We start from the raw sequence: 22,924 nt of genomic DNA on the forward strand, positions 1-22,924 counted from the left end.
GACACCCTATCGGTCGCTTCTCCGGGTCGCAATCGCTCGCCCCTAGCGCTAGGGGAACCGGCCGCCTGTCACTGCCATCGGGTCTGCGGTTTGCCCGTCGCGGTCCCCGGGCTGGCATCATCCTGTCCTGTCATCCCGTGATGCTTTCTTTCTGTCCGCCATGAACTCCCATCCTCTTCCCACTTTCCGCGTCGAGCGGGATGCGTTGCCCGCCTTGCTGAAGGCCATGCCCAAGGCCGAGTTGCACATGCACATCGAAGGCTCGCTCGAGCCCGAGCTGATCTTCGCGCTGGCGCAGCGCAATGGCGTGCAACTCAGCTACCCGAGCGTCGAGGCGCTGCGCGCGGCCTATGCCTTCACCGACCTGCAGAGCTTTCTCGACATCTACTACGCGGGTGCTTCCGTGCTGCTGAAGGAGGCCGACTTCTTCGACATGGCCTGGGCCTATCTGCTCAAGGCCAAGGAAGACGGCATCGTTCACACCGAGTTGTTCTTCGACCCGCAGACGCACACCGAGCGCGGCGTCCCGTTCGAGGTGGTGATCAAGGGCCTGACCCGCGCGTGCGAACAGGCGCGCACCGAGCTGGGCGTGAGCGCCTCGCTCATCATGTGCTTCCTGCGCCACCTGAGCGAGGAAGACGCCCTGAAGACGCTGGAAGAGGCCTTGCCCTACCGCGATCTCTTCATCGGCGTGGGGCTGGATTCGAGCGAGCGTGGGCACCCGCCCGAGAAGTTCGCCCGCGTGTTCGCCCGCTGCCGTGAACTGGGCCTGCACCTGGTCGCCCATGCCGGCGAAGAGGGCCCGGCGCAGTACATCATCAACGCGCTGGACATCCTGCATGTCGAGCGCATCGATCACGGTGTGCGCTGCGTGGAAGACCCCGCGCTGGTCAAGCGCCTGGCCGAGCATGGCACGGCCCTCACCGTGTGCCCGCTGTCCAACATCAAGCTGTGCGTGTTCGACAAGATGGAGCAGCACAACCTGAAGACGCTGCTGGATCAGGGGCTGAAGGTCACGATCAACTCGGACGACCCGGCCTACTTCGGCGGCTACCTGCACGCCAACTTCCTCGCCACCTTCGAGGGACTCGACCTCGACGCCGGCCATGCCTACACGCTGGCCCGCAACAGCCTGGAAGCCAGCTTTGTGTCCGACGAGGTGAAGGCCGGCTGGATTCGCCAGCTGGACGAGACTTTCGCCCGTTTCGCCGCCTGAATCAGTCGCGCGGCGGCAGCAACTGCACCGACGACAGGGCCGCCAGGCCGATGGCCAGCGGCACCGTCAAGGCATAGCCCAGGTGCTTGAACCCCAGCGCCCCCACGACGCCGCCGACGAAGAAGGCCAGCACCAGGCTGCCCTGCAGTTTCAGGCGCGCCTGGTTGGCCTGCACGCGGGCCTCGCCGGGTGCGCCAGCGTTCCAGTACAGCAGCTTGCCCAGCTCGATCCCCATGTCCGTCACCAGCCCCGTGAGGTGGGTGGTGCGGATCTCGGCGTGCGAGATCTTGGTGATCATGGCGTTCTGCAGCCCCATCACGAAGCACAGCAGGCCCACCGTCACCAGCAGCTGCGTGCCGATGATGTGGTGCAGGCTCCCCAGCACGCCAAAGCCCAGCAACAGCGCGGCCTCGGTCAGCAAGGGCAGGGCGCACACGTGGCGTGAGCCGTTGCGCCGCGCCCAGTTGATCTGGATGGCCGACAGCGCCGCCCCGCCCAGAAACGCCAGCAGCGCGACCACGCCCGTCGCGGCCAGCGCCCACTCGCCCACCGCCACATCGTCGGCCATGCTCGACACCAGCCCGGTCACGTGCGAGGTGTAGCGTTCGGTGGCCAGAAAGCCGCCGGCGTTGATCGCACCGGCAATGAAGGCCAGCGAGATACCCAGATGCAGGTTGGTGCGGCGCGTGCGCTCCGGGGCAGTGAGGGCGCGCAGGTAGGCAATGGGCATGGCAGACAGCAGGGGATGACACCGGTGGTATACCTCTGAATCATCGCGCCAAATTCAAGTCCGAACGCATGACGATTGCCCCTGTCTTGTCGCCCGCCGCCTGGCACTGGGCCCTGGTCCAGACCCGCCGTGACCTGCGCGCCGCCAGCATGCGCTTTCTGCTGGTGGCCGTGGTGCTGGCCGTGGCGGCCCTGAGTGCCGTGGCCTTCTTCGCCGACCGGATCGAGGGCGGCCTGAACCGCGACGCGGCGCAGTTGCTGGGGGCGGATGTGGTCGTGGTGGCCGATCAGCCCGTGCCCGAGTCGCTGCGCACCGCGGCGAAAGACCTGGGCCTGCGCCAGACACGCACGGCGGTCTTTCCCAGCATGGCGCGCGCGCCCGATGAGCTCGGGGGGCGCACCCGTCTGATCACCCTCAAGGCGGTGGAGCCGGCCTATCCCCTGCGTGGCCGGCTGACGCTGGCCACACCGTCCGCCAATGGCGGCTGGCGTGATGCCCGCCCGGCCCCCGCCGGCGGTCCCGGGCCTCGCGAAGTCTGGGTCGAGCGCAGCGTGCTGGCGGCACTCGACCTCACTGTCGGGCAGGGCCTGTGGCTGGGCGACGCCCTGTTCACGGTATCGGGCGTGATCCAGTCCGAGCCCGACCGCGGCGCGGGCTTTCTGGGTTTCTCTCCTCGGGTGATGATCCGCATGGCCGACCTGGCTGCCACGCAACTCGTGCAGCCCGCCAGCCGCGTCACGTGGCGTCTGCTGGTGGCCGGGCCAGCACGCAAGGGGGACGCCCTTCCTGCCGCTGCGGCCGAGACCACGTCCGACACGCCGTCTCGCCCCGCAGGCGGCGAGGCGAGGGCGCTTTCGGAGTTCACCGTGACCGCCCGCCAGACCGCCGAGACCGCGCGCGGCGTGCGGGTCGACAGCCTGGACCAGGGCCGGCCCGAGATGCGGGCCACGCTCGACCGCGCGGGGCTCTTCCTGCGGCTGGTGGCCTTGCTGGCCGGGTTGCTGTCGGCCGTGGACGTGGCGCTTGTGTCGCGCGACTTCGCCCAGCGCCGCCTCGACGACTGCGCATTGATGCGCGTGCTGGGTGTCTCGCAGCGCACCATGGCCTGGACGTATGCCCTGCAATTTGCGGCGGTGGGCGTACTGGCCAGCGCGCTTGGCCTGCTGGCGGGCTGGCTGTGCCACCTGGTGTTCGTGGCGCTGCTGGCCGATCTGGTCGGCGTGGCCTTGCCGGCGGCGGGCTGGCCACCGTACGCGCTGGGGCTGGGCGTGGGCGTGCTGCTCACGCTGGGATTCGGGCTGCCGCCGGTGCTGCAACTGGCGCGGGTGCCACCGCTGCGGGTGCTGCGCCGGGACCTGGGCGGCATCAAGATGGGCTCTGCCCTGGTGTGGCTGCTGGGCGGCGGTGCGCTGCTGGGCCTGCTGATGCTGGTTGCGGGCGATGCACGCCTGGGTGGCATCGCGTTGGGTGGCTTTGCCGGGGCGGTGCTGGTGTTCGCGGTGGTGTCGCTGGGCGCGGTATGGGCCCTGCGCACGCTGGCCGCGCGGCTGGGCTCCCGCCTGCCCCTGGCCTGGACGCTGGTGGCCCGCCAACTTACCGCGCAGCCGCTGCAGACGGTCGTGCAGGTCTGCGCACTCGGGCTCGGCCTGCTCGCGCTGATGCTGCTGGTGCTGATCCGCACCGACCTGATCGCCAGCTGGCGGCAGGCCACCCCCGCCGACGCGCCAGACCGTTTCGTCATCAACATCCAGCCGGATCAGGTGGCCTCGTTCCAGGCCGCGCTGAAGGCGGCCGGTGTGGAGCGCTTCGACTGGTATCCGATGGCCCGGGCGCGCCTGGTGGCCATCAACGGGCTGCCCGTGCGCCCCCAGTCGTACGAGGACGACCGCGCTCAGCGTCTGCTGGACCGCGAGTTCAACCTCAGCCACGCCGCTGCCGCACCCCGCCACAACGAGGTGGTGGCCGGCCGCTACACGCCGGAAGAGCCCGGCGCCTTCAGCGTCGAAGAGGGCCTGGCCCAGACGCTGGGCCTGAAACTGGGCGACCGGCTGCGCTTCGACATGGCCGGGCAGATGGAGGAAGGCCGCATCACCAGCCTGCGCAAGGTCGACTGGTCATCCATGCGCGTGAATTTCTTCGTGATGGCGCCCCAGGCCGACAAACCGACCTGGCCGGACACCTACATCACCTCGTTCAAGGCGCCGGCCTCGGGTGAAGTCGATCGCCTGCTGGTCCAGCGCTTCCCCAACGTGACGGTGGTGGACGTGTCGGCCACGCTGGCGCAGCTGCAGGGCGTGCTCGAGCAGGTCATCACCGCGGTCGAGTTCCTCTTCCTGTTCACGCTGGCCGCCGGCCTGGTGGTGCTGATGACGGGCTTGCTGACCTCGCGCGAGCGGCGCTCCCGCGACTGGGCGATCTGGCGTTCGCTCGGGGCCACGCAGGCGGTGATCGGGCGGGTGCAGCGCCTGGAGCTGCTGGCCACCGGGGCGCTGGCGGGCGGCCTGGCGGCGACGGCCGCGCTCGTGATCGGCTGGATCCTGGCGTCGCGCGTCTTCGACTTCGTGTGGAACGCGCCGTGGTGGGCGGTGCTCCCTGGGGCCGCCACCGGCGCCCTGCTGGCGTGGCTGGCGGGCTGGTGGAGCCTGCGCGGTGTCGTCCACCGGCCCGTGGCCCTCACGCTGCGACAGGCAGAATGAAAGAAAGGGCAGGGGCGGGAAACCGCCTCACTGCCCTCGGTGTGTTTCGGGCGCGGCCACAGCCGCACCCGGTGCGCTTCAGTGCGTGCTCAGGCTGTTGATCAGGCCCATCTCGGCGCTGCTCATCAGCGACTCGATGTCCATCAGGATCAGCAGGCGGTCGCTCACGTTGGCGATGCCCGTGATGTAGGTGGTGTCCACCACGGCATTGCTCATCTCCGGCGCCGGCTGGATCATCTGCTCGGCCAGCTGCATCACGTCGCTGACCGAATCCACCACCGCACCCACCACGCGGCCACGCACGTTCAGCACGATCACGACGGTGAAGCTGTTGATCTCGGCCTGCCCCTCGTCATTGAGGCAGTTGAACTTCACGCGCAGGTCGACGATGGGCACGATCACGCCGCGAAGGTTCACCACGCCCTTGAGGTAAGCGGGGGCGTTGGCGATCTTCGTGGGCGGCTCGTACGAGCGGATTTCCTGCACCTTCAGGATGTCGATGCCGTATTCCTCGCTGCCCAGGCGGAAGGTCAGGTATTCCCGGCCGGCGGCCACGTGGCGGACCTGGCCAGCCACGCTCGGCTTGTTACGCAGCGCGAGGCCCGGCGCGGGCGTGCTGCCCTCGGCACGGGTGGTCGCGGTGCCCAGGGGGGCGGTGGCTTGCAGGGTGTCCATGAACAGCCTCTCGATTTCGTCCTGCGCCATGCGGGGCGCACACCGTGCCCCTCAGGCGGGGCGTTACGGGGGATATCGGACGCCCCGCCGGAAACTGAAGGGCCGTGCTCGGGCCGATCAGATTCAGATCTGGAAGGCCGCCATCGAGCGGGTGAGCTTCTGGGCCTGATCCTCCAGACTCGAGGCCGCCGCCGCCGATTGCTCTACCAGCGCCGCGTTCTGCTGCGTCATCTGGTCCAGCCCGTTGACGGCCTGATTCACCTGCCCGATGCCGGTGCTCTGCTCCGACGAGGCCCGGCTGATCTCGGTGATCGTCTCGAACACCTTCTGCACCGACGACTGGATTTCCTGCATGGCGGCGCCGGCCTCTTCGACCAGGCGTGTGCCGGAGGCCACCGTGTCGCCCGAGGTCGTGATCAGCTGCTTGATCTCGCGCGCGGCCGTGGCCGAGCGCTGTGCCAGCGAGCGCACCTCGGCGGCCACCACTGCAAAGCCGCGGCCCTGCTCGCCCGCGCGAGCGGCTTCCACCGCGGCATTGAGCGCCAGGATGTTGGTCTGGAACGCGATGCTGTCGATGACGCCGGTGATGTCGTTGATGCGACGGCTGGTTGCGCCGATCTCGCCCATGTTGGTCACCACCTCGCCGACGATGCGGCCGCCCCGCTCGGCGGCCCGGGCTGCACCCTGGGCCAGCGCATTGGCCGCGTTGGCCGATTCGGCGCTCTGGCGCACGTTGGCAGTGAGCTGCTCGACCGAGCTGGCGGTTTCCTGCAGGCTGGTGGCGGTGTTTTCGGTGCGGCTGGAGAGGTCCATGTTGCCGCTGGCAATCTGCGACGACGCCACCGAGATCGAGTCGGCCGAGCTGCGCACCTCGGCCACCATGCTGCGCAGGGCAGCCTGCATGGCCTGCAGGGCCCGCATCAGGTCGGCAGTTTCGTCGTGGCCGCTGGTCGGAATGTGTTGCTGGAGCCGGCCGGCGGCGATGCCGTTGGCGACCTCCACCGCGCGACTCAGCGGTGCCGTGATGGCGTGTTCGTTCAGCACCGTGGTCGGGGCCACGATCAGGAGCGCCACCACGACGGCCAGCCCGAATAGCAGGCGTGTGCGTTGGGTGATTTCCTCCTGCGCCTCTGCCGACGCGGTGGCTTCGGCCTGCAGCGACTGGTCGAGGCGAGCGCCGATTTCTTCCATGCGCTGCAGCCCGCCCAGCACGGGGGCCAGGGCCTCCAGCGCCTGGGGCCCGGCCAGCTCGCCACTGACCAGCCTGGGCACCGCGCCAGCCAGACCCTGTTCATAGCCTTGCAGCTGGGTCAGCAGGTCGCGCACCAGGGCGTTGTCGGCGTCCTCTTCCCCGGCCAGCATGGCCTGTGAGGCTTCGCGCACGGCGGCCACGCGGCCTCGCCATTGCTCGGCCGCCGCGCCCACGGCCTCGGCCTGTCCGGCCTGCATCACCATGGTGTTTTCATGGCGCCGCACCGCGCTCAGCTGTTGAGACAGGTGGTTCAGCGAACGGAGCTCTTCGTAGGCGTGATGGCGGAAGGCATCGAGCGCCTGCTGCGTGAACACCATGCCATACAGCCCCGCGCCACCCACGGTGGCCAGGAGAACCATCACCACCGCAATCGCCCCACGCATCCGGGTCCGGATGGTGAAGCGCCGCATCTGCGTCATCAAGGACATTACTGCTACTCGCTCTTGTTCAACCAGGTGTCAGGGTTTCACCTGAATCTGCTTTGTATCGGCAAGTCTCAGCCGCGCTTAAGCAATAAAAAAGGCGACCGAAGTCGCCTTGTGTCACGGGCTTGACGCGGCACAAGGCCGCAGCACCCGTCAGACGTTGAACAGGAAGTTCAGCACGTCGCCATCCTTGACCACGTAGTCCTTGCCTTCCGCGCGCATCTTGCCCGCGTCCTTGGCGCCGGCTTCGCCCTTGTACTGGATGTAGTCCTCGAACGAAATCGTCTGGGCGCGGATGAAGCCGCGTTCGAAATCGGTGTGGATCACGCCCGCGGCCTGCGGTGCGGTGTCGCCGATGTGGATGGTCCAGGCACGCACTTCCTTCACGCCGGCCGTGAAGTAGGTCTGCAGGCCCAGCAGCTTGAAGGCGGCGCGGATCAGCCGGTTCAGGCCCGGTTCGCTCTGGCCCATCTCGGCCAGGAACATGGCGCGGTCTTCGTCGTCCATCTCCGACAGCTCGGCTTCGGTCTTGGCGCAGATGGCCACCACCTCGCCCTTCTGGGCCGCAGCGTACTCGCGCAGGCGGTCCAGCAACGGGTTGTTCTCGAAGCCGGTTTCCGACACGTTGCCCACGAACATCGCGGGCTTGGCCGTGATCAGACACAGCGGCTTCAGGATGACGAGCTCTTCCTTGCTGAAGTCGATCGAGCGCACCGGCTGGGCCTGGTCGAGCGCGGCCTGGCACTTTTCCAGCACCTTCACGAGGGCCGCGGCCTCCTTGTCGTTGCCCGAGCGGGCCGCCTTGTTGTAGCGGTGCAGGCTCTTTTCCACGGTGCCCAGGTCGGCCAGGCACAACTCGGTCTGGATGACCTCGATGTCGGCGATCGGGTCGACCTTGCCGGCCACGTGGATCACGTTGTCGTCCTCGAAGCAGCGCACCACGTTGACGATGGCGTCGGTCTCGCGGATGTGGCTGAGGAACTGGTTGCCCAGGCCTTCGCCCTGCGAGGCACCCGCCACGAGGCCCGCGATGTCCACGAACTCGACGATGGCCGGCAGGATGCGCTCGGGCTGGACGATTTCGGCCAGGGCCTGCAGACGCGGATCCGGCACCTCGACGACGCCCACATTGGGCTCGATCGTGCAGAAGGGGTAGTTCTCAGCCGCGATGCCGGCCTTGGTCAGGGCATTGAACAGGGTGGACTTGCCCACATTGGGCAGGCCCACGATGCCGCACTTGAGGCTCATGGATATTCCTGGAAGTGATGGGAGGGCCTGCTGGAAGCCGCCTTCAGGCAGCGCAGCCCGCGTGAACGGCACGCAGCCCGAAACGCGCATTTTACCCGGGGCCCAGCTCGCGCGGTTGCAGCACCTCCGGCGGTGAAGCGGTTTCCGCCCAATGCGCCAGTTCGGCCAGCAATCGATGGCGATCCACGGGCTTGGTCATCACCTCGTTCATGCCGGCGGCCAGGCAGGCATGGCGGTCTTCCGCAAATGCATTGGCGGTCAGACCGATGACGGGCACATCGCGGCTGAGTTCACCCGCCTCGCCTTCGCGCAACTTCAGCGTTGCAGTCAGGCCGTCCATGCCGGGCATGCGCCAATCCATCAGCACGACCGCCGGCCGGTGGCTTCGCAAGTGGTCCAGCGCTGCCTGACCGTTGTCTGCCGTGTGCACACGGGCGCCGGCGCCTCGGAGCACCTCGCCGATCAGCATGCGGTTCACCTCATCGTCGTCCACCACCAGAACCAGCTGTCCCTGCAGCGACGGGCCAGACACGGCGGGGGGCGTTGGAGCGGGAAACGTCTCGTCCAGCACGGGCAGCGGCAGGTCGACCTGCAGGCACGTGCCGTGGCCGCGCCGGCTGTGCAAGGTGATGCGGCCGCCCATCAACAGCACCAGCTCCCGGCTGATGGTCAGGCCCAGTCCCGCGCCACCATGCTGGCGGGTGGCCCTCGTGTCGGCCTGGTAGAACGGCTCGAACACCCGCCTTTGCTCGGCTTCGTCCATGCCGGGCCCCGTGTCTTCCACAGACAGCCGCACCCACCCTTGCGCCACCTCCGTCTCCGGCAGTGCGTCCACCGTCAGCCGGACATGGCCTTGCGTGGTGAACTTGCAGGCATTGGCCATCAGGTTGATCAGCACCTGCGTCAGGCGCAATTCGTCGCCCAGCCGCATTGCGGGCAGTGCGTCAGGGATGCGCGCCTCCAGCGCCAGCCCCTTGAGCTCGGCCATCGGCCTCACCGCGGCCTGCGCGCGCTGAACCAGTTGGCGCAGGTCCAGTGGGTGCCGGGCGGCTTCGACGCGCCCCGCTTCGATGCGTGACATCTCCAGCACCTGGTCAATGAGGCTGAGCAGATGCTGGCCGCTGCTCTGGATGGTGCGCAGCAGCCGGGCCTCCGTGGCGGCATCGCCCACCAGGCTGCCCTTGTCTGCCAGCAGGTCTGCCGAGACCAGCATGGCGTGCAGCGGGGTGCGCAGCTCATGGCTCATCACCGCCAGGAAGCGCGACTTCGCCTTCGACGCGGCCTCGGCGGCATCACGCGCCCGCGCGAGTTCCTCGGTGTGCGTATTGAGCCATGCGGCCAGCGCCTGGCGCGCATCGGTCGGCCCATCGCGCTCCCCGGCGACGATGAGGCCGATGCCGTGCCGGAAGCGCTCCACCACGATCAGGCTGACGAGGAAAGTGATCTGCATCAGCAAGCCGTTCACGATCAGCGAACGGGTGGTGTCGCTGTGGAAGCCCGGGGCGCCGTACCACCACAGCCACACCGCTGGCAGGGCGGCAGCGCCGGTCAGCAGCACCGAGATCGAGGCCGCCCAGCGCCACGGAAACGTCAGATGCATCAGGAGCGAGATCACGGGCAGCCACATGAAGTTGGTGGCCAGCCAGTGCGTCGTCACCCCGTCCGGGTTGAGCGCCAGGGCAAAGACGGTCGCCAGCATGAAGTAGGTGGCCACGCCGCCCGCAGCCTGACGCTGGGCGGACAGCAGTGCGCCGTGGTCGCGGCGCAAGCGGACGTGTTGCCACAGCAGGAAGCAGGCAAGGGCGGGCTGGGCCCACACGTCGTGTGAGGCGGCGACGCCCATCGCGCCTTCGCCGATCCACAACGCCAACGTCGCGAGCGCACCGATGAGCAGGATGCGCAGCGCGGTCTTGCGCTCGATCAACGACAGCGCCGAATCCCCTTCCAGGGACGCAGGGTCCATCCCGGCGGATCGCAGATCCGACATTCCCACCCCATGATCTTGTTTTGCGTGAATCCCGTATTAGATTACGGGATGCCTTTGACCACGCTGTATTGAACAGGCGGCGAGGGCGCATTTGATGGCGGGTTTTCCATGGTGGATGGTGCGTTTGATGTGTGTGTCAGTGGCTCGGGTGCCGTGGCGATGAGCCTGGCCCTGGCGCTGTCGGCGGAAGGTTGGCGTGTGGCCTGGGCCAAGGCGCCGCCCCCGGTGAACCCTCGCCCCGATGTGCGGACCTACGCACTCAATGCGCGCGCGGTGAACCTGCTCGAGCGTCTGCGCATCTGGCCTTCCTTGAAAGCCCATGCCACGCCCGTCACGGACATGGCCATCCGCGGTGATGGTGAAGGCCTGCTGCGGTTTTCCAGCTGGGCTCAGCATGTCAGCGAACTGGCGTGGATCGTTGACGCGGCGGCTCTCGAGCGCCTGCTCGGCGAAGCGCTGCGTTTTGCCCCGCGCGTCGAGGTCGTGCCTGCGCTGCAAGGCACGACGCCGCCGGTGCCCGCGCACCTGTTGGCCATCTGCGAAGGCAAGCACTCCGACACCCGCGCCGCACTGGGCGTGGGTTTTGACCGGCGCGACTATGGCCATTGGGGCGTGGCCGCCCGGCTGAAGGCCAGCGTGCCGCATCACGGCCTGGCGCGCCAGTGGTTCCGCTCGCCCGACATCCTCGCGCTGCTGCCTTTCCAGGATCCGCAGCCGGGCGCCTCGTACGGGCTGGTCTGGTCGGTGCCGCGCGAACGTGCCGAGCAGCTCATGGCCCTGTCGCCCACCGACTTCGAAGCGACGCTGGCCCAGGCCCTGCGCGAGAGCGACCCCGAAGCCGCCGAACAGGTCGGCACCCTCACGCTCTCGTCCGAAGTGGCGGCCTGGCCGCTGGCCCTGGCCCGCGCGCAACGCTGGAGCGGCCCCGGCTGGGTGCTGCTGGGCGATGCGGCCCACCAGGTGCATCCGCTGGCCGGACAGGGACTCAACCTCGGGCTGGCCGATGTGGACACCCTCGTCTCGGTGCTGCGCGATGCGCGTGCCACGGAACCTTGGCGCCACGCCGGGGACGAACGGACACTGCGGCGCTACGTGCGCCAGCGGCAGTGGCCCACCGTCGCGATGTCGACCCTGACCGACGGCCTGCTGCACCTGTTTGCCGATGACCGCGCGCCGCTGAAGGCCGTGCGCAACGCAGGCATGCGGGTGGTGGAGGGCATGGGGCCCCTGAAACACTGGCTGGTGGGTCGGGCGCTCGACGCCTGATGCGCGGCCCTTCCTCACCCCACCGGAACCCATCGTTCATGCCCTTGACCGTTTTCCGTCCCACCGCGCTGGCGTTCGCGCTCGTCGCGGGCCTGGCTGCACCGCTGCCCTCCATTGCCCAGCAGCCGGCCGACCTGCCAGCCGCGCAGCTCAACACGCTGAGGCAGAAGCTCGCGCAGCGCCTGCCGGATCTGCCGCCCATCGAAGGCGCGCGCCCCGCACCGGTGCCCGGCCTCATCGAGCTTCGCGGGGGCGGGCACGTGTTCTACACGGATGCCAATGGCGAGTACCTGATCGACGGCAACGTGCTGGAAACGCGCAGCCGCCGCAACCTCACCGAAGAGCGGCTTGACGAGATCAACAAGGTCGACGTCGACCAGTTGCCGCTGAAGGATGCGGTGGTCTGGAAGAGCGGCAACGGCAAGCGCCGCCTGATTGTGTTTGCTGATCCCAACTGCGGGTACTGCAAGCGCCTCGAGCGCGAACTGCAGCAGGTGAAGGACGTCACCGTCTACAACTTCGTCGTGGCCATCCTGGGCGACGACTCCCGCCAGAAGGCCGAGGCCATCTGGTGCGCCAAGGACCGGACGCAGGCCTGGCGCGACTGGATGCTCAACGGCGTCACACCGCCGCGCGTGCTGGGGGCCTGCAACTCGCCCATCCAGCGCAACGGGGCGCTGGCGCAGCGCCTGCGCGTCAACGGCACGCCTGCCATCTTCTTCGACGACGGCAGCCGTGTGCCCGGTGCCGCCAGCGCGGCCACGATCGAGCAGCGCATCCTCAAGGCCCAGGCGCGAGGCGGCTGAACCTCAAGGCGCAGGCACCGAGCCCGCGCCATTCACTGCGGCGGGCCTGCCCATCTGGGGCGCGCCATTCATGCGCAGTTCCATGAAGTTGGCGTCGCCCTGGCGCAGCATCATCCGCACGGGCAGGTACTGCAGGCCGGGCGCAAACCACAGCTCCAGGCTGAGGTTGTTGTTGTCTTCCACCAGGCGCCGCGGGCGCACGTGCACGGTCGGTACCGCGCCGATCGGCGTATCGAGCACCTCTTCGCCCAGCACGTCGTAGGCAATCACTTCGATCTTGCGTGCCGAGGCAATCGGCAACTCGATGCGTTGGCCGGCCTGCACCAGCGACGGCCGGGTGATGAACTGGTAGGCCAGGTGAATCATCTGGCTGAGCGGGTCCTGCAGGGCCGGGGGGCGGGGCACGCGGCTCCCATCCGGCAACTGAACCTCGTCGCCGTCGATCTGGACCACCTTGGGTTTGCCGCTGCGGATCAGCAGACGGTTGACGTTCTCGTACCGTTCCGGCTGCAGTCCTTGCGGCGTGATCCGCCCCTGGCTGCTGAGGTTCCACGAGCCGATCGGCGCGAAGCTGGGGCCCACGATGGCGTCCAGGTGCACCTGATAGCGCTCGCCCTGGCGCACCCACTCCACGGCCGCCTGACCCTGGATGGGGCCGCGGTAGTTGCCCGTCATCTTGAAGCGCACCCGGGCCGCCGTGGGCCAGACAAAGCCCGGGGCGCTGGCGGCCTGCGACGGTGTTGAGGCCGCGGCTGCGACCGAGGTGGGGGCGCTGGCTGCCGCCACAGACACCGGCGGGCTGGCAGCCGAGGCGGCGGCTTGGGCTGCCGAGGCCTCGTCCGCGAGCGCGGCTTCCGACACGGCTTCAGAGGCCGCCTCGGCCTGGGCCACAGCCGAAGCCGGATCCAGCGGCGCGCTGGCAGCCTCGGCCGGTGGCGGCGCCACCTTGGGCTTCGTGCGTGGCTTCGGCGCCCGGCGTGGCGCAGGAGGCGGCGCCGGGGGCGCTGCAGCCACCGGCGGGGCCGTCAGGCGCATCTCGCTCACGTAAACGGCCTCCATGCGCTGAATGCGCCGCGCTTCCTCGCCCGGGTCCACCTGCAGGCGCTCGGCCACCTCGCCCGTCAGCCACAGATGGCCGAGCGTCACCGCCACCACCAGCGCGGTCAGCCAGGTGGCGTGTCGGCGCAGCCGGCGCGGTGCGTTCCGGGGGCGCTCCGCCGGGCGGGCGGCTCCATTCGTCATCAGCGTGTCAGCCAGGCCCGCCTGCGTTGCAGTGCCTCGGGTTGCGGGCTGTCTGCCGGCATCAGCGTCACCACGTCCGCCGCGGCGGGTGACAGGGCGCGGCCCTGCAGGGCAGGCAGGCTCACTGTCAGCACGCGACCATCCCGCGCCAGCAGCAGAGGCTGGGCACGGCTCGCGTCATGCCAGGTGGTGAGGTCGTCCGCCTTGCGCAGACGCCAGCCAGCCAGGGCCAGCAGCTCGTCGCCTGCGCTGAGGCCGGCTTCCTCGCCCGCACCGCCGTGCATCACGGCCTGCACCTTCAGCGCGCCGCCCGATTCGCTGAGCTTCACGCCCAACTGCTGGGCCAGGCTGCCCGCCTTGGTCGACCAGGCCACACCGTGCTCCGACAGGAGTTCTGGCAGTGGCAGGTCGCCGGTGCCTTCCGTCCAGGCGTGCAGCGCGGTCTGCCAGCCGGCCAGGGCGTCCGTGGTCTTCGCACCCTTCGGTGGGGCACCGGCTTCGTCGGCCAGGGCCTGCGTCACATCGGCTTCCGTGATCGCCCGCCCCAGTGCCCACAGCCGGCGCATCACGCCGTCCAGCGATGGCAGCTGGCCATCGCCGCGTGCGGGCAGCGCACGCAGGCTCAGATCCAGCGCCAGCGCCACCAGCGAGCCCTTGGTGTAGTAGTTCACCGTCGCGTTGGCGGTGTTTTCATCCTGGCGGTAATAGCGCGTCCAGGCGTCGAAGCTGGCCTGCCCGACGCTGTACTGCAGGCGCCCCGGTGCGGCCAGCACGAGGTTCACCGTGCGGGCCAGCAGCTTCAGGTAGGTCGCCGCGTCGATCAGCCCGGTGCGCAGCAGGAACTGGTCGTCGTAGTACGAGGTGAAGCCTTCGAAGAACCACAGCATGCGCGTGGGGTTCTCGCGGCTGAGCTCGTACGGATCGAAGGCCACGGGCTTCAGGCGCTTCACGTTCCAGGTGTGGAAGTACTCGTGGCTGATGAGGCCCAGCAAGGTCGTGTAGGCGTCCTGGTTCAGCGGGCGGCCCTGGCGTGGCAGGTCCTTGCGGCTGCAGATCAGGGCCGTGCTGGCCCGGTGTTCCAGGCCGCCATAGCCGTCTTCCACGGCGTTCAGCATGAACACGTAATGCTGGAACGGGGCCTTGCGCCGCCCGTGCCAGAACGCGATCTGTGCCTCGCACACCTTGCGGGTGTCGTCCAGCAGGCGCTGGCCGTCGAAGTCGGCCGGGGCGCCCGCCACCACGAATTCATGCTGAACGCCCCGCACGGTGAACGCGCCACGCCAGAAGGTGCCCAGCTCCACGGGGTGGTCGATCAGCTCGTCGTAGTCCGCCGCCACATAGTCGCCCACGCCCTGGGCATTGACCTTGACCGCCGGCAGCGCCGTCGCCACCGACCACCCCCGCGGCAGCCCGGTGATCTTCACCCGGTGCGGCTGGGCCTCGAAGCCGTGGGCCTTCAGGAACACGCTCGTGCCGTTGAAGAAGCCGCGCGAGGCGTCCAGGAACGCCGCCCGCACCGAGGTGTCGAAGGCATAAACCTCGTAGCGCAGCGTCAGTGCGCCCTCACCTGCACAGCGCACCTGCCAGCTGGCCTTGTCGAGGCAGCGCACCTCACAAGGCTGGCCGCCCTGCGTGGCCGTGATCGGCGACAGGTGCCGCGCGAACTCACGCACGAGGTAGCTGCCCGGAATCCACACCGGCAGGCTGAACACCTGCTCGGCGGCAGGTTGCGCCACCTTCAGCGTCACGACAAAACGGTGGGCGTGGGCGTCGCCCACCTCGATGCGGTAGTCGATCATGCAGACCTCAGATCTGGGCAGCGGCCAGGAAACAGCTCAGGCTGGCGAACACCGTGAGCCGAAAGCGCAGGGTCAGCCAACCCGCCGCGCCGAGCTCCGGATAACGCTTGCGGTCGATCAGGTAGCAGCCGATCAGCAACCCGCCCAGCACGACCAGACCGGCATGCGGTGGCATCAGCAGGGCCACCCAGGCCGCAAGCGAAAACGCGATGCCAGCCCACAGCGCCCGATGGTGGCTGGGCAGCTCGGCCTCGCCTGCCGCATTGCGCAGCATCACCAGCCCCCACGGGATGCCGCCCAGAAAGGACACGATCAGCGCGGCGTAACTGGTGAGCGCCCGCACGACAAAAATGAAGGGCTCTTCTTCCACGCGCCCCACGAGCAGCCAGACGAACAGGGCGCCGGCCACGAACGGGATCAACCCGGCGTAGCCCAGCTTGTTGGCCAGTTCGCCGGGTTCGCTGTGATGGTGAGGGTCGGTGGGCAGGGTCAGGGTAGGGGGGGTCGTGCTCACGATGTCACGCTTTCTGATTGGGTTCAACGCCGGAAAATCGGTCTTCGCATTGTGTCAAGAAGCCCGTGTCCCTGTGCGACGCAGGCTGGCTTCCTGGCTCACGCCGCGAGCCAGCTGAATACGGCCGGCACCTTGTCGGGCAGGGCCAACGGCTGCTCGCGCCAGCGCGCCACGGTGGCCGTGCGGGCAAAGCCGCCGGGCAGCGTCAGGCCGCAGGCCACGCTCAGTTGTGTCGTCGGCTGCAGGTGCTGCACCAGGGCCTCCCACAGCGCCACATTGCGATAGGGCGTCTCGATGGCGATCTGCGTCTGGTGGGCGCGGCGAGACTGCGTCTCCAGGTCCTTGATCCGCTGCGCGCGTTGAGCCGTTTCGGTGGGCAGGTAGCCCGCAAACGCGAAGCTCTGGCCGTGCAGGCCGCTGGCGGCCAGGGCCAGCAGCAGCGAGGTCGGCCCCGAGAACGGCACCACCTCGATGCCGGCCTGGTGTGCCGCCTTCACCAGCGCCGAACCCGGGTCGGCCACACCCGGCAGGCCGGCTTCGGAGATCAGCCCGATGTCGTGCCCCTCCAGTGCCGGCAGCAACAGGTTGAGCAGCACCTCGCCCGCATCGCCTTGCCCCCCCTTGGCGCCGCCCTTGGCCGGGCGCGGCAGCACCTCGATGCGCTGCTCCTGCATCGGCGTCTGCAGCGGCACCACCTCCGACACGCGTTTCAGGAAGGCGCGTGTCGTCTTGGCGTTCTCCGCCACCCAGTGGCTCAGCGAGGCCGCCGTCTCGATCACGCCATGCGGAATCACCATGCGGATGTCCGGCAGCGGGCCGTCCTCCTCGGCGTGGCCCAGATCGAGGGTGTTGGGAATCAGCAGCAGGCGGCCGGTGCGGCGTGAAGAGGCTTGGCTCATGGGGTGTCTTCAAGAAAGAAAGGCAAGAAGGGGGGGCGGTCGGCCGGGTCAGGCGTTCGCGAGCGGGTCCAGTCCTGCTTCGCGCAGCAGCTGGCACAGGGCAATCAGCGGCAGGCCGATCAGGGTGGTGGGGTCGTTGGAGGCCACGCGTGACAGCAGCGTGATGCCGAGCGCCTCCACCTTGGCACTGCCGGCGCAGTCGTACGGCTGCTCGCGTTGCAGATACGCCTCGATCTCGGCATCGCTCAGGTCGCGAAAGTCCACCGACACGGTTTCGATCACCGTCCGCTCGTAGCCGGTCCGGGGGCGGTACACCGTCAACGCCGTGTGAAAGTGCACCGTCTGCCCGCGCATCGCGCGCAACTGGGCGGTCGCGCCGGAGTGGTCGCCCGGCTTGCCGAGCGCCTGCCCGTGCAGGTCGGCGACCTGGTCGGAGCCGATGACCACGACGTCGCTGTCCGGCAGGGCAGCGGCCACCGCCCGTGCTTTGGCGAGCGCCAGCCGTCCGGCCAGGGTCCTGGGGACTTCGCCGGCCTGCGCCGCCTCGTCCACGCCAGGCGAACGAACCTCGAAGGGCAAGCCCAGCCGGTGCAGCAGATCACGGCGGTAGGCCGAGGTCGAGCCGAGCACGAGCCGCGGCGGCGCCGCAGGAGACACGGGGGGGAGGTTCATCCCGCCATTGTCCCCGGTATACGGGTGCCTGCTGCAGCGCTTGTCCTACACTTCTGCCATGAAAGCACGCACCTGGGCGCCCCGCAAGCTGGACATCGGGGCCTTCATCGAATCGGGCGAAAGCCTGTCTGGCGAGACGGCGGTGGCCGATCTGGCCCGCCTTGCCGAGGGGTTGGCACAAGACGCCGATCTGTCCGCGCTGCCGCCGGTGCGCTGGCAGGCTGTGGGTCGCACGGTGCCGCAGCGCGTGGGTGCTCCCCAACGCTGGCTCGATCTGCGGGCCGAAGGCGAGTTCGCCTGGGAGTGCCAGCGCTGTCTGCATGCGGTGACACTCCCGGTCGCCATCGAACGTTCCATCCGTTTTGTGGCCGACGAGGCCGCAGCGGCCGAGCTCGATGCCGATTCGGATGACGATGTCCTGGCCATGGCGCGTCAGTTCGACCTGATCGAGCTGGTCGAAGACGAGTTGATCATGGCCTCGCCCATCGTGCCCCGCCATGATCGCTGCCCGACCGATGTCGAGCGACATATGCGCAGCGAGGACGACGACAGCGCCGACGCGGAGGAATCCGCCGAGTCGGGCGAGCGCAAGAATCCCTTTGCGGTCCTGGCCCAATTGAAAAAGGGCGGCAGCTGATTTGAATGCGGCAATGAAGCCGTGCTAGAATCTATGGTTTTCCGGGTTGCCCGCCTTGCATTCATGGCGAATTCAGGCAGCGGCCCGGTTGTCTTCAACACTTGCGGACTGCAAGGCGGCTGACGGCAGTGGCAGGCAGGCCTGTGGCAACACAGGGTGCGGCTGGCTGATTCGTCGGCAACGGGTGTGGTCTGACAATTGCGGGCGTTTGTCCGCCCTCATCGGAGTCCATCATGGCCGTTCAGCAAAACAAGAAGTCGCCCTCCAAGCGTGGCATGCACCGTTCGCACAATGCCCTGGTCACCCCGGGCACCGCGGTTGAGGCCACCACCGGCGAAACCCACCTGCGTCACCACATCAGCCCCACCGGCTTCTATCGTGGTCGCAAGGTCCTCAAGACCAAGGCCGACGCCTGATCTGCCTGAGCCCGGCCCCCGGGTTCGGTGCTGCACAGGGCTGGACAACCGATCTGTCGGTTCGCCAGCCCTTGTTTTTTGGCACCACCTGCCTTGCCTGACGGGAAGTCTGCGCCGCGCTCTGACCGCCGCAGTTCTTCCGAACGCCGATCCAGCCCATGACCGTCACTCCGTCCTCCGCCTTGTCATCGCACTCGTCCGCCGGCCGCACCGCTTCTGGCGTGCTGTCGCCCGTTCGCATTGCCGTTGACTGCATGGGCGGTGACCACGGTCCGTCGATCACGCTGCCGGCTTGCCAGGCCTTCCTGGCTCGCCACCCCGACGCCGAACTGGTTCTGGTCGGTCTGCCGGAGGCCATCCGGCCTGCGGCCCACTGGCCCCGCGTCACGCTGGTCAACGCCTCCGAGGTCGTCACGATGGACGATCCCGTCGAGGTCGCGCTGCGCCGCAAGAAGGACTCGTCCATGCGCGTGGCCATTTCGCAGGTCAAGGCCACGGCCGACCAGCCTGCCGCGGCGCACGCCTGTGTGTCGGCCGGCAACACCGGTGCCCTGATGGCGGTGGCGCGCTACCTGCTCAAGACCGTCGAAGGCATCGATCGCCCGGCCATTGCCACGGTGATGCCCAACCAGAAGGACGGCTTCACCACCGTGCTCGACCTGGGTGCCAACGTCGATTGCTCGGCCGAGCACCTGCTGCAGTTCGCCGTGATGGGCAGCGCCCTGGTGGCCGCCGTCGACGGCAAGGACAACCCCACTGTGGGCCTGCTGAACATCGGCGAAGAGGTCATCAAGGGCAACGAAGTCATCAAGCAGGCCGGTGAGCTGCTGCGCGCCGCGCACGAGCGTGGTCTGCTGAACTTCCACGGCAACGTGGAAGGCAACGACATCTTCAAGGGCACGTCCGACATCGTCGTCTGCGACGGTTTCGTCGGCAATGTGGCCCTGAAGACCTCCGAAGGCCTCGCCATGATGATGGCGACCTTCATCAAGCAGGAATTCACCCGAAACATCTTCACCAAAATGGCCGCCCTGGTGGCCATGCCGGTGTTGAACCAGTTCAAGAAGCGCGTCGACCACCGTCGTTACAACGGTGCCGCGCTGCTTGGTCTGCGAGGCCTGGTCTTCAAGAGCCATGGCTCCGCAGATGCCTTCGCGTTCGAGCACGCCTTGAATCGCGCGTATGATGCCGCCCGTCATCGCTTGTTGGATCGGGTACACGACCAGATCGCGGCCACGCTGGACAGCCTCCCATCAGGAGACCAGGACAGCGCGGCGGGTGTGGGGCAGGCGGCCTGATCCATTTCTCAATGTCATCCAGCCAGACGAAACAGACACCTTCTTCGTTTCCGGCAGCCACTGCGGGGTCCCGCTTTTCTCGCATAGCGGGTACTGGCAGTTACCTCCCCCCGAAACGCCTCACCAACCAGGATCTCGTCGACCAGCTCGCTCAGCGCGGCGTCGAGACATCAGACGAGTGGATCGTCGAGCGCACCGGCATCCGGGCTCGCCACTTCGCTGAACCCGATGTGCCATCCAGCGCACTCGGCACCCAGGCCGCCCTCCAGGCCATCGAGGCCGCCGGCATCACCGCCGCCGACATCGACCTCGTCATCTGCGCCACGTCCACCCCGGATCTGGTCTTTCCCTCCACCGCCTGCCACATCCAGCGCAACCTCGGCATCGCCGGCTGCGCTGCGTTCGACGTCCAGGCGGTCTGCTCCGGCTTCCTCTACGCCCTGACCGTCGCCGACGCCATGATCCGATCCGGGTCGGCCCGTCGCGCACTCGTCATCGGCGCCGAGGTCTTCTCCCGGCTGCTGAACTTCGACGATCGCACGACCTGTGTGCTGTTCGGCGACGGGGCAGGGGCCGTGGTGCTCGAGGCCTCCGACACCCCGGGCATCGTCTCAACCTGTCTGCATGCCGACGGTCAGCACATCGGCATCCTCAATGTGCCTGGCAACGTCAGCGGTGGCGAAATCCTGGGCGATGCCACCCTTAAAATGGACGGACAGGCCGTGTTCAAGCTCGCGGTCAATGTGCTGGACAAGGCTGCCCACGAGGTCCTTGACAAGGCTGGTCGCGATGCGTCGTGCATCGACTGGCTCATTCCTCACCAGGCCAACCTGCGCATCATGCAGGGCACCGCCAGGAAGCTGAAGCTGTCCAGCGACAAGGTCATCGTCACCGTCGACCAGCATGGCAACACGTCCGCTGCGTCGGTGCCGCTGGCGCTCGACCATGGTGTGCGCACCGGCCAGATCCGGCGTGGTCAGACCCTGCTGCTCGAGGGCGTCGGTGGCGGGTTCACCTGGGGCGCGGCGCTCATCGATTTCTGAGCAACGGCCGCCAAGCAGTAACAAGAACGAGGACATCCATGACCGCATTTGCATTCGTGTTTCCGGGCCAGGGCTCGCAGGCCGTCGGCATGCTCAACGCCTGGGGCGACCACGCCGCCGTGCGCGAGACGCTGGCCGAGGCCTCCGAGGCCCTTGGCGAAGACATCGGCAAGCTGATTGCCGAAGGCCCGAAGGAAGCCCTGGACCTGACCACCAACACCCAGCCCGTGATGCTGACCGCGGGCGTGGCCTGCTGGCGCGCCTGGCTCGCCGAGACTGGCCTGACGCCGGCCGCCGTCGCCGGCCACTCGCTGGGCGAGTACACCGCGCTGGTGGCAGCCGGTGCCCTGAGCCTGAAGGACGCGCTGCCACTGGTGCGCTTCCGTGCCCAGGCCATGCAGGAAGCCGTGCCCGTCGGCACGGGCGGCATGGCCGCCATCCTGGGGCTGGACGCCGAAGCCGTGAAGGCCGGCTGCGCCCAGGCTGCTACCGAGGTGGGGGAGGCTGTCGAGGCCGTGAACTTCAACGATCCCAGGCAGATCGTCATCGCCGGTACCAAGGCAGGTGTCGAGAAAGCCTGTGAAGTGCTGAAGGCCGCGGGCGCCAAGCGGGCGCTCTCGCTGCCCGTTTCCGCACCGTTCCACTCCAGCCTGATGAAGCCGGCCGCAGAGCGCCTGAAGGAAAAGCTGGCCGCCACCGCCTTCGCCGCACCGGGTGTGCCGGTGATCAACAACATCGATGTGGCCGTGGTCAATGAAGCCGACGCCCTGCGCGATGCGCTGTACCGTCAGGCTTTCGGTCCGGTTCGCTGGGTCGAGGCCATCCAGGCCCTTAAGGCCCGAGGTCTCACGCACGTGATCGAGTGTGGGCCGGGCAAGGTGCTGGCCGGCATGGTCAAGCGCATCGACGGCGACCTCGTCACCACCACCATCTTCGACCCGGCCTCGCTGGCCGAGGCCCAGGCCCTACTGAGCAACGCAGCATGAGCAACGAGTACACAGGACAGATCGCGCTGGTGACCGGCGCCAGCCGCGGCATCGGCCGCGCCATTGCCGTGGCCCTCGCCCAGCGCGGGGTGAAGGTGTACGGCACCGCCACCACCGAATCCGGCGCACAGGCCATCACCGAGGGGCTGTCGGCGTTCGAGGGCTGCAAGGGCCTCGTGCTGAACGTGACCGACGCTGCGGCGGTCGACGCCACCCTGGACGCCATCGTCAAGGAACACGGCGCGCTGCACGTGCTCGTCAACAACGCCGGCATCACCCGCGACACGCTCGCGATGCGCATGAAGGACGACGACTGGGACGCGGTGATCGACACCAACCTCAAGGCCGTCTTCCGCATGAGCCGCGCGGTGATGCGCCCGATGATGAAGCAGCGTTACGGCCGCATCGTCAACATCACCTCGGTGGTGGGTGCCAGCGGCAACCCTGGACAGGCCAACTACGCAGCCGCCAAGGCCGGTGTGGCCGGCATGACCCGCGCGCTCGCCCGCGAACTGGGCAGCCGTGGCATCACGGTCAACTGCGTCGCCCCGGGTTTCATCGACACCGACATGACCAAGTCCCTGTCGGACGAGCAGCACACTGCCCTGAAGGCACAGATTCCGCTGGGTCGCCTCGGGCAGCCGGAAGACATCGCCGAAGCGGTGGCTTTCCTGGCTTCGCCCCAGGCTGGTTACATTACCGGCACCGAACTGCATGTCAATGGCGGCATGTTCATGAATTGAATTTGAGATGTTTCTGGGGAATCTCAATTTCGTTTCCAAAGCGGCTTCAGCGATTTGACACGCTGAGCAGCTAAAATCCCTGGTTTGTTTGCACCACCTCCTGGAGGAGTCATGAGCGATATCGAAGCACGCGTCAAGAAGATCATTGCCGAACAACTCGGTGTGGCCGAGTCTGAAGTCACCAACGAAAAGGCCTTCGTGGCCGACCTGGGCGCAGACTCCCTGGACACCGTCGAGCTGGTGATGGCCCTCGAAGACGAGTTCGGCATCGAGATCCCCGACGAAGAAGCCGAGAAGATCACCACTGTTCAGCTGGCGATCGACTACGCAAAGGCCCACGCCAAGGCCTGACCTTCGCGTGTCCGTGACAAGGC

At 68.0% G+C, this 22,924-nt stretch carries 21 protein-coding genes; 11 read left to right on the forward strand and 10 right to left on the reverse strand.

Annotation, left to right across the window (positions count from 1 at the left end):
* Window positions 1–160: 160 nt before the first annotated feature.
* The gene (locus DEH84_RS07345; RefSeq protein WP_109036132.1) at window positions 161–1,216 is read left to right on the forward strand and encodes an adenosine deaminase; all 1,056 of its coding nucleotides are present in this window, start codon (window positions 161–163) and stop codon (window positions 1,214–1,216) included.
* A 1-nt stretch (window position 1,217) separates the two neighbouring features.
* Here the strand turns inward: DEH84_RS07345 and DEH84_RS07350 are convergent, their stop codons facing one another.
* Complete coding sequence (locus DEH84_RS07350) at window positions 1,218–1,946, reverse strand: YoaK family protein (RefSeq protein ID WP_109036134.1); 729 nt, start codon at window positions 1,944–1,946, stop codon at window positions 1,218–1,220.
* 68 nt (window positions 1,947–2,014) lie between these two features.
* On the opposite strand from DEH84_RS07350, the gene DEH84_RS07355 reads away from it, so the two are divergent.
* The gene (locus DEH84_RS07355; RefSeq protein ID WP_109036136.1) at window positions 2,015–4,642 is read left to right on the forward strand and encodes an ABC transporter permease; all 2,628 of its coding nucleotides are present in this window, start codon (window positions 2,015–2,017) and stop codon (window positions 4,640–4,642) included.
* A 78-nt stretch (window positions 4,643–4,720) separates the two neighbouring features.
* Here the strand turns inward: DEH84_RS07355 and DEH84_RS07360 are convergent, their stop codons facing one another.
* The 4 genes from DEH84_RS07360 to DEH84_RS07375 form a co-directional block, all read right to left on the reverse strand.
* Window positions 4,721–5,317: a chemotaxis protein CheW gene (locus DEH84_RS07360; protein ID WP_109038266.1), complete on the reverse strand. Its 597-nt coding sequence runs from the start codon at window positions 5,315–5,317 to the stop codon at window positions 4,721–4,723.
* A 123-nt stretch (window positions 5,318–5,440) separates the two neighbouring features.
* Window positions 5,441–6,997: a methyl-accepting chemotaxis protein gene (locus tag DEH84_RS07365; protein WP_109036139.1), complete on the reverse strand. Its 1,557-nt coding sequence runs from the start codon at window positions 6,995–6,997 to the stop codon at window positions 5,441–5,443.
* 150 nt (window positions 6,998–7,147) lie between these two features.
* The gene (ychF, locus tag DEH84_RS07370; RefSeq protein ID WP_109036141.1) at window positions 7,148–8,242 is read right to left on the reverse strand and encodes a redox-regulated ATPase YchF; all 1,095 of its coding nucleotides are present in this window, start codon (window positions 8,240–8,242) and stop codon (window positions 7,148–7,150) included.
* A 91-nt stretch (window positions 8,243–8,333) separates the two neighbouring features.
* The gene (locus tag DEH84_RS07375; RefSeq protein WP_159098901.1) at window positions 8,334–10,205 is read right to left on the reverse strand and encodes an ATP-binding protein; all 1,872 of its coding nucleotides are present in this window, start codon (window positions 10,203–10,205) and stop codon (window positions 8,334–8,336) included.
* A gap of 132 nt (window positions 10,206–10,337) precedes the next feature.
* Here DEH84_RS07375 and DEH84_RS07380 point away from each other — a divergent pair, with 132 nt between their 5' ends.
* Complete coding sequence (locus DEH84_RS07380; RefSeq protein ID WP_109036145.1) at window positions 10,338–11,495, forward strand: FAD-dependent monooxygenase; 1,158 nt, start codon at window positions 10,338–10,340, stop codon at window positions 11,493–11,495.
* 38 nt (window positions 11,496–11,533) lie between these two features.
* Complete coding sequence (locus DEH84_RS07385; protein WP_109038267.1) at window positions 11,534–12,301, forward strand: DsbC family protein; 768 nt, start codon at window positions 11,534–11,536, stop codon at window positions 12,299–12,301.
* Between the two features lie 3 nt (window positions 12,302–12,304).
* Here the strand turns inward: DEH84_RS07385 and DEH84_RS07390 are convergent, their stop codons facing one another.
* The 5 genes from DEH84_RS07390 to DEH84_RS07410 form a co-directional block, all read right to left on the reverse strand.
* Window positions 12,305–13,543, reverse strand: coding sequence for a DUF3108 domain-containing protein (locus DEH84_RS07390; protein WP_109036147.1), 1,239 nt, complete (start codon window positions 13,541–13,543; stop codon window positions 12,305–12,307).
* Complete coding sequence (locus tag DEH84_RS07395) at window positions 13,543–15,342, reverse strand: M61 family metallopeptidase (protein ID WP_109036149.1); 1,800 nt, start codon at window positions 15,340–15,342, stop codon at window positions 13,543–13,545. The genes DEH84_RS07390 and DEH84_RS07395 overlap by 1 nt, the downstream gene beginning before the upstream one ends.
* A 7-nt stretch (window positions 15,343–15,349) precedes the next feature.
* A complete protein-coding gene (locus tag DEH84_RS07400) occupies window positions 15,350–15,856 on the reverse strand; it encodes a DUF3429 domain-containing protein (protein WP_245932708.1) in 507 nt (168 codons plus the stop codon).
* Window positions 15,857–15,954: 98 nt separating this feature from the next.
* Window positions 15,955–16,755: an SAM-dependent methyltransferase gene (locus DEH84_RS07405; RefSeq protein WP_109036150.1), complete on the reverse strand. Its 801-nt coding sequence runs from the start codon at window positions 16,753–16,755 to the stop codon at window positions 15,955–15,957.
* A 48-nt stretch (window positions 16,756–16,803) separates the two neighbouring features.
* Window positions 16,804–17,427 carry a Maf family nucleotide pyrophosphatase gene (locus DEH84_RS07410; RefSeq protein ID WP_109036152.1) on the reverse strand — a complete coding sequence of 208 codons (624 nt, stop codon included), beginning with the start codon at window positions 17,425–17,427 and terminating at the stop codon, window positions 16,804–16,806.
* Window positions 17,428–17,485: 58 nt separating this feature from the next.
* On the opposite strand from DEH84_RS07410, the gene DEH84_RS07415 reads away from it, so the two are divergent.
* The 7 genes from DEH84_RS07415 to acpP all read left to right on the forward strand — a co-directional run bounded on the left by DEH84_RS07415 (window position 17,486) and on the right by acpP (window position 22,901).
* A complete protein-coding gene (locus DEH84_RS07415; RefSeq protein WP_109036154.1) occupies window positions 17,486–18,064 on the forward strand; it encodes a YceD family protein in 579 nt (192 codons plus the stop codon).
* Between the two features lie 233 nt (window positions 18,065–18,297).
* Window positions 18,298–18,480, forward strand: a complete 183-nt coding sequence (gene rpmF, locus DEH84_RS07420) for a 50S ribosomal protein L32 (protein ID WP_109036156.1) — start codon at window positions 18,298–18,300, stop codon at window positions 18,478–18,480.
* Between the two features lie 254 nt (window positions 18,481–18,734).
* Entirely contained in the window at window positions 18,735–19,778 is a 1,044-nt protein-coding gene (plsX, locus tag DEH84_RS07425) for a phosphate acyltransferase PlsX (protein ID WP_245932756.1), read from the forward strand.
* Between the two features lie 11 nt (window positions 19,779–19,789).
* Window positions 19,790–20,821, forward strand: a complete 1,032-nt coding sequence (locus DEH84_RS07430; RefSeq protein WP_109036160.1) for a beta-ketoacyl-ACP synthase III — start codon at window positions 19,790–19,792, stop codon at window positions 20,819–20,821.
* 38 nt (window positions 20,822–20,859) lie between these two features.
* Window positions 20,860–21,807 carry an ACP S-malonyltransferase gene (fabD, locus tag DEH84_RS07435; RefSeq protein ID WP_109036162.1) on the forward strand — a complete coding sequence of 316 codons (948 nt, stop codon included), beginning with the start codon at window positions 20,860–20,862 and terminating at the stop codon, window positions 21,805–21,807.
* A complete protein-coding gene (fabG, locus tag DEH84_RS07440; protein WP_109036164.1) occupies window positions 21,804–22,550 on the forward strand; it encodes a 3-oxoacyl-ACP reductase FabG in 747 nt (248 codons plus the stop codon). The genes fabD and fabG overlap by 4 nt, the downstream gene beginning before the upstream one ends.
* A 111-nt stretch (window positions 22,551–22,661) precedes the next feature.
* Window positions 22,662–22,901, forward strand: coding sequence for an acyl carrier protein (gene acpP / locus DEH84_RS07445; RefSeq protein WP_109036166.1), 240 nt, complete (start codon window positions 22,662–22,664; stop codon window positions 22,899–22,901).
* Window positions 22,902–22,924: the final 23 nt, after the last annotated feature.

Origin of the sequence: Aquabacterium olei (genome assembly GCF_003100395.1) — a bacterium.
GTDB classification, from domain to species: domain Bacteria; phylum Pseudomonadota; class Gammaproteobacteria; order Burkholderiales; family Burkholderiaceae_C; genus Aquabacterium; species Aquabacterium olei.

Bases quoted from the DNA above. Each gene is read 5' to 3' on its own strand.
- DEH84_RS07390 (WP_109036147.1), bottom strand. From the start codon at position 13,543: ATGACGAATGGAGCCGCCCGCCCGGCGGAGCGCCCCCGGAACGCACCG.
- ychF (WP_109036141.1), bottom strand. From the start codon at position 8,242: ATGAGCCTCAAGTGCGGCATCGTGGGCCTGCCCAATGTGGGCAAGTCC.
- DEH84_RS07410 (WP_109036152.1), bottom strand. From the start codon at position 17,427: ATGAACCTCCCCCCCGTGTCTCCTGCGGCGCCGCCGCGGCTCGTGCTC.
- DEH84_RS07380 (WP_109036145.1), top strand. From the start codon at position 10,338: ATGGTGGATGGTGCGTTTGATGTGTGTGTCAGTGGCTCGGGTGCCGTG.
- acpP (WP_109036166.1), top strand. From the start codon at position 22,662: ATGAGCGATATCGAAGCACGCGTCAAGAAGATCATTGCCGAACAACTC.
- DEH84_RS07350 (WP_109036134.1), bottom strand. From the start codon at position 1,946: ATGCCCATTGCCTACCTGCGCGCCCTCACTGCCCCGGAGCGCACGCGC.
- fabD (WP_109036162.1), top strand. From the start codon at position 20,860: ATGACCGCATTTGCATTCGTGTTTCCGGGCCAGGGCTCGCAGGCCGTC.
- DEH84_RS07365 (WP_109036139.1), bottom strand. From the start codon at position 6,997: ATGTCCTTGATGACGCAGATGCGGCGCTTCACCATCCGGACCCGGATG.
- DEH84_RS07375 (WP_159098901.1), bottom strand. From the start codon at position 10,205: ATGGACCCTGCGTCCCTGGAAGGGGATTCGGCGCTGTCGTTGATCGAG.
- DEH84_RS07395 (WP_109036149.1), bottom strand. From the start codon at position 15,342: ATGATCGACTACCGCATCGAGGTGGGCGACGCCCACGCCCACCGTTTT.
- DEH84_RS07430 (WP_109036160.1), top strand. From the start codon at position 19,790: ATGTCATCCAGCCAGACGAAACAGACACCTTCTTCGTTTCCGGCAGCC.
- fabG (WP_109036164.1), top strand. From the start codon at position 21,804: ATGAGCAACGAGTACACAGGACAGATCGCGCTGGTGACCGGCGCCAGC.
- DEH84_RS07360 (WP_109038266.1), bottom strand. From the start codon at position 5,317: ATGGACACCCTGCAAGCCACCGCCCCCCTGGGCACCGCGACCACCCGT.
- DEH84_RS07355 (WP_109036136.1), top strand. From the start codon at position 2,015: ATGACGATTGCCCCTGTCTTGTCGCCCGCCGCCTGGCACTGGGCCCTG.
- DEH84_RS07385 (WP_109038267.1), top strand. From the start codon at position 11,534: ATGCCCTTGACCGTTTTCCGTCCCACCGCGCTGGCGTTCGCGCTCGTC.
- DEH84_RS07405 (WP_109036150.1), bottom strand. From the start codon at position 16,755: ATGAGCCAAGCCTCTTCACGCCGCACCGGCCGCCTGCTGCTGATTCCC.
- DEH84_RS07345 (WP_109036132.1), top strand. From the start codon at position 161: ATGAACTCCCATCCTCTTCCCACTTTCCGCGTCGAGCGGGATGCGTTG.
- rpmF (WP_109036156.1), top strand. From the start codon at position 18,298: ATGGCCGTTCAGCAAAACAAGAAGTCGCCCTCCAAGCGTGGCATGCAC.
- plsX (WP_245932756.1), top strand. From the start codon at position 18,735: ATGGGCGGTGACCACGGTCCGTCGATCACGCTGCCGGCTTGCCAGGCC.
- DEH84_RS07415 (WP_109036154.1), top strand. From the start codon at position 17,486: ATGAAAGCACGCACCTGGGCGCCCCGCAAGCTGGACATCGGGGCCTTC.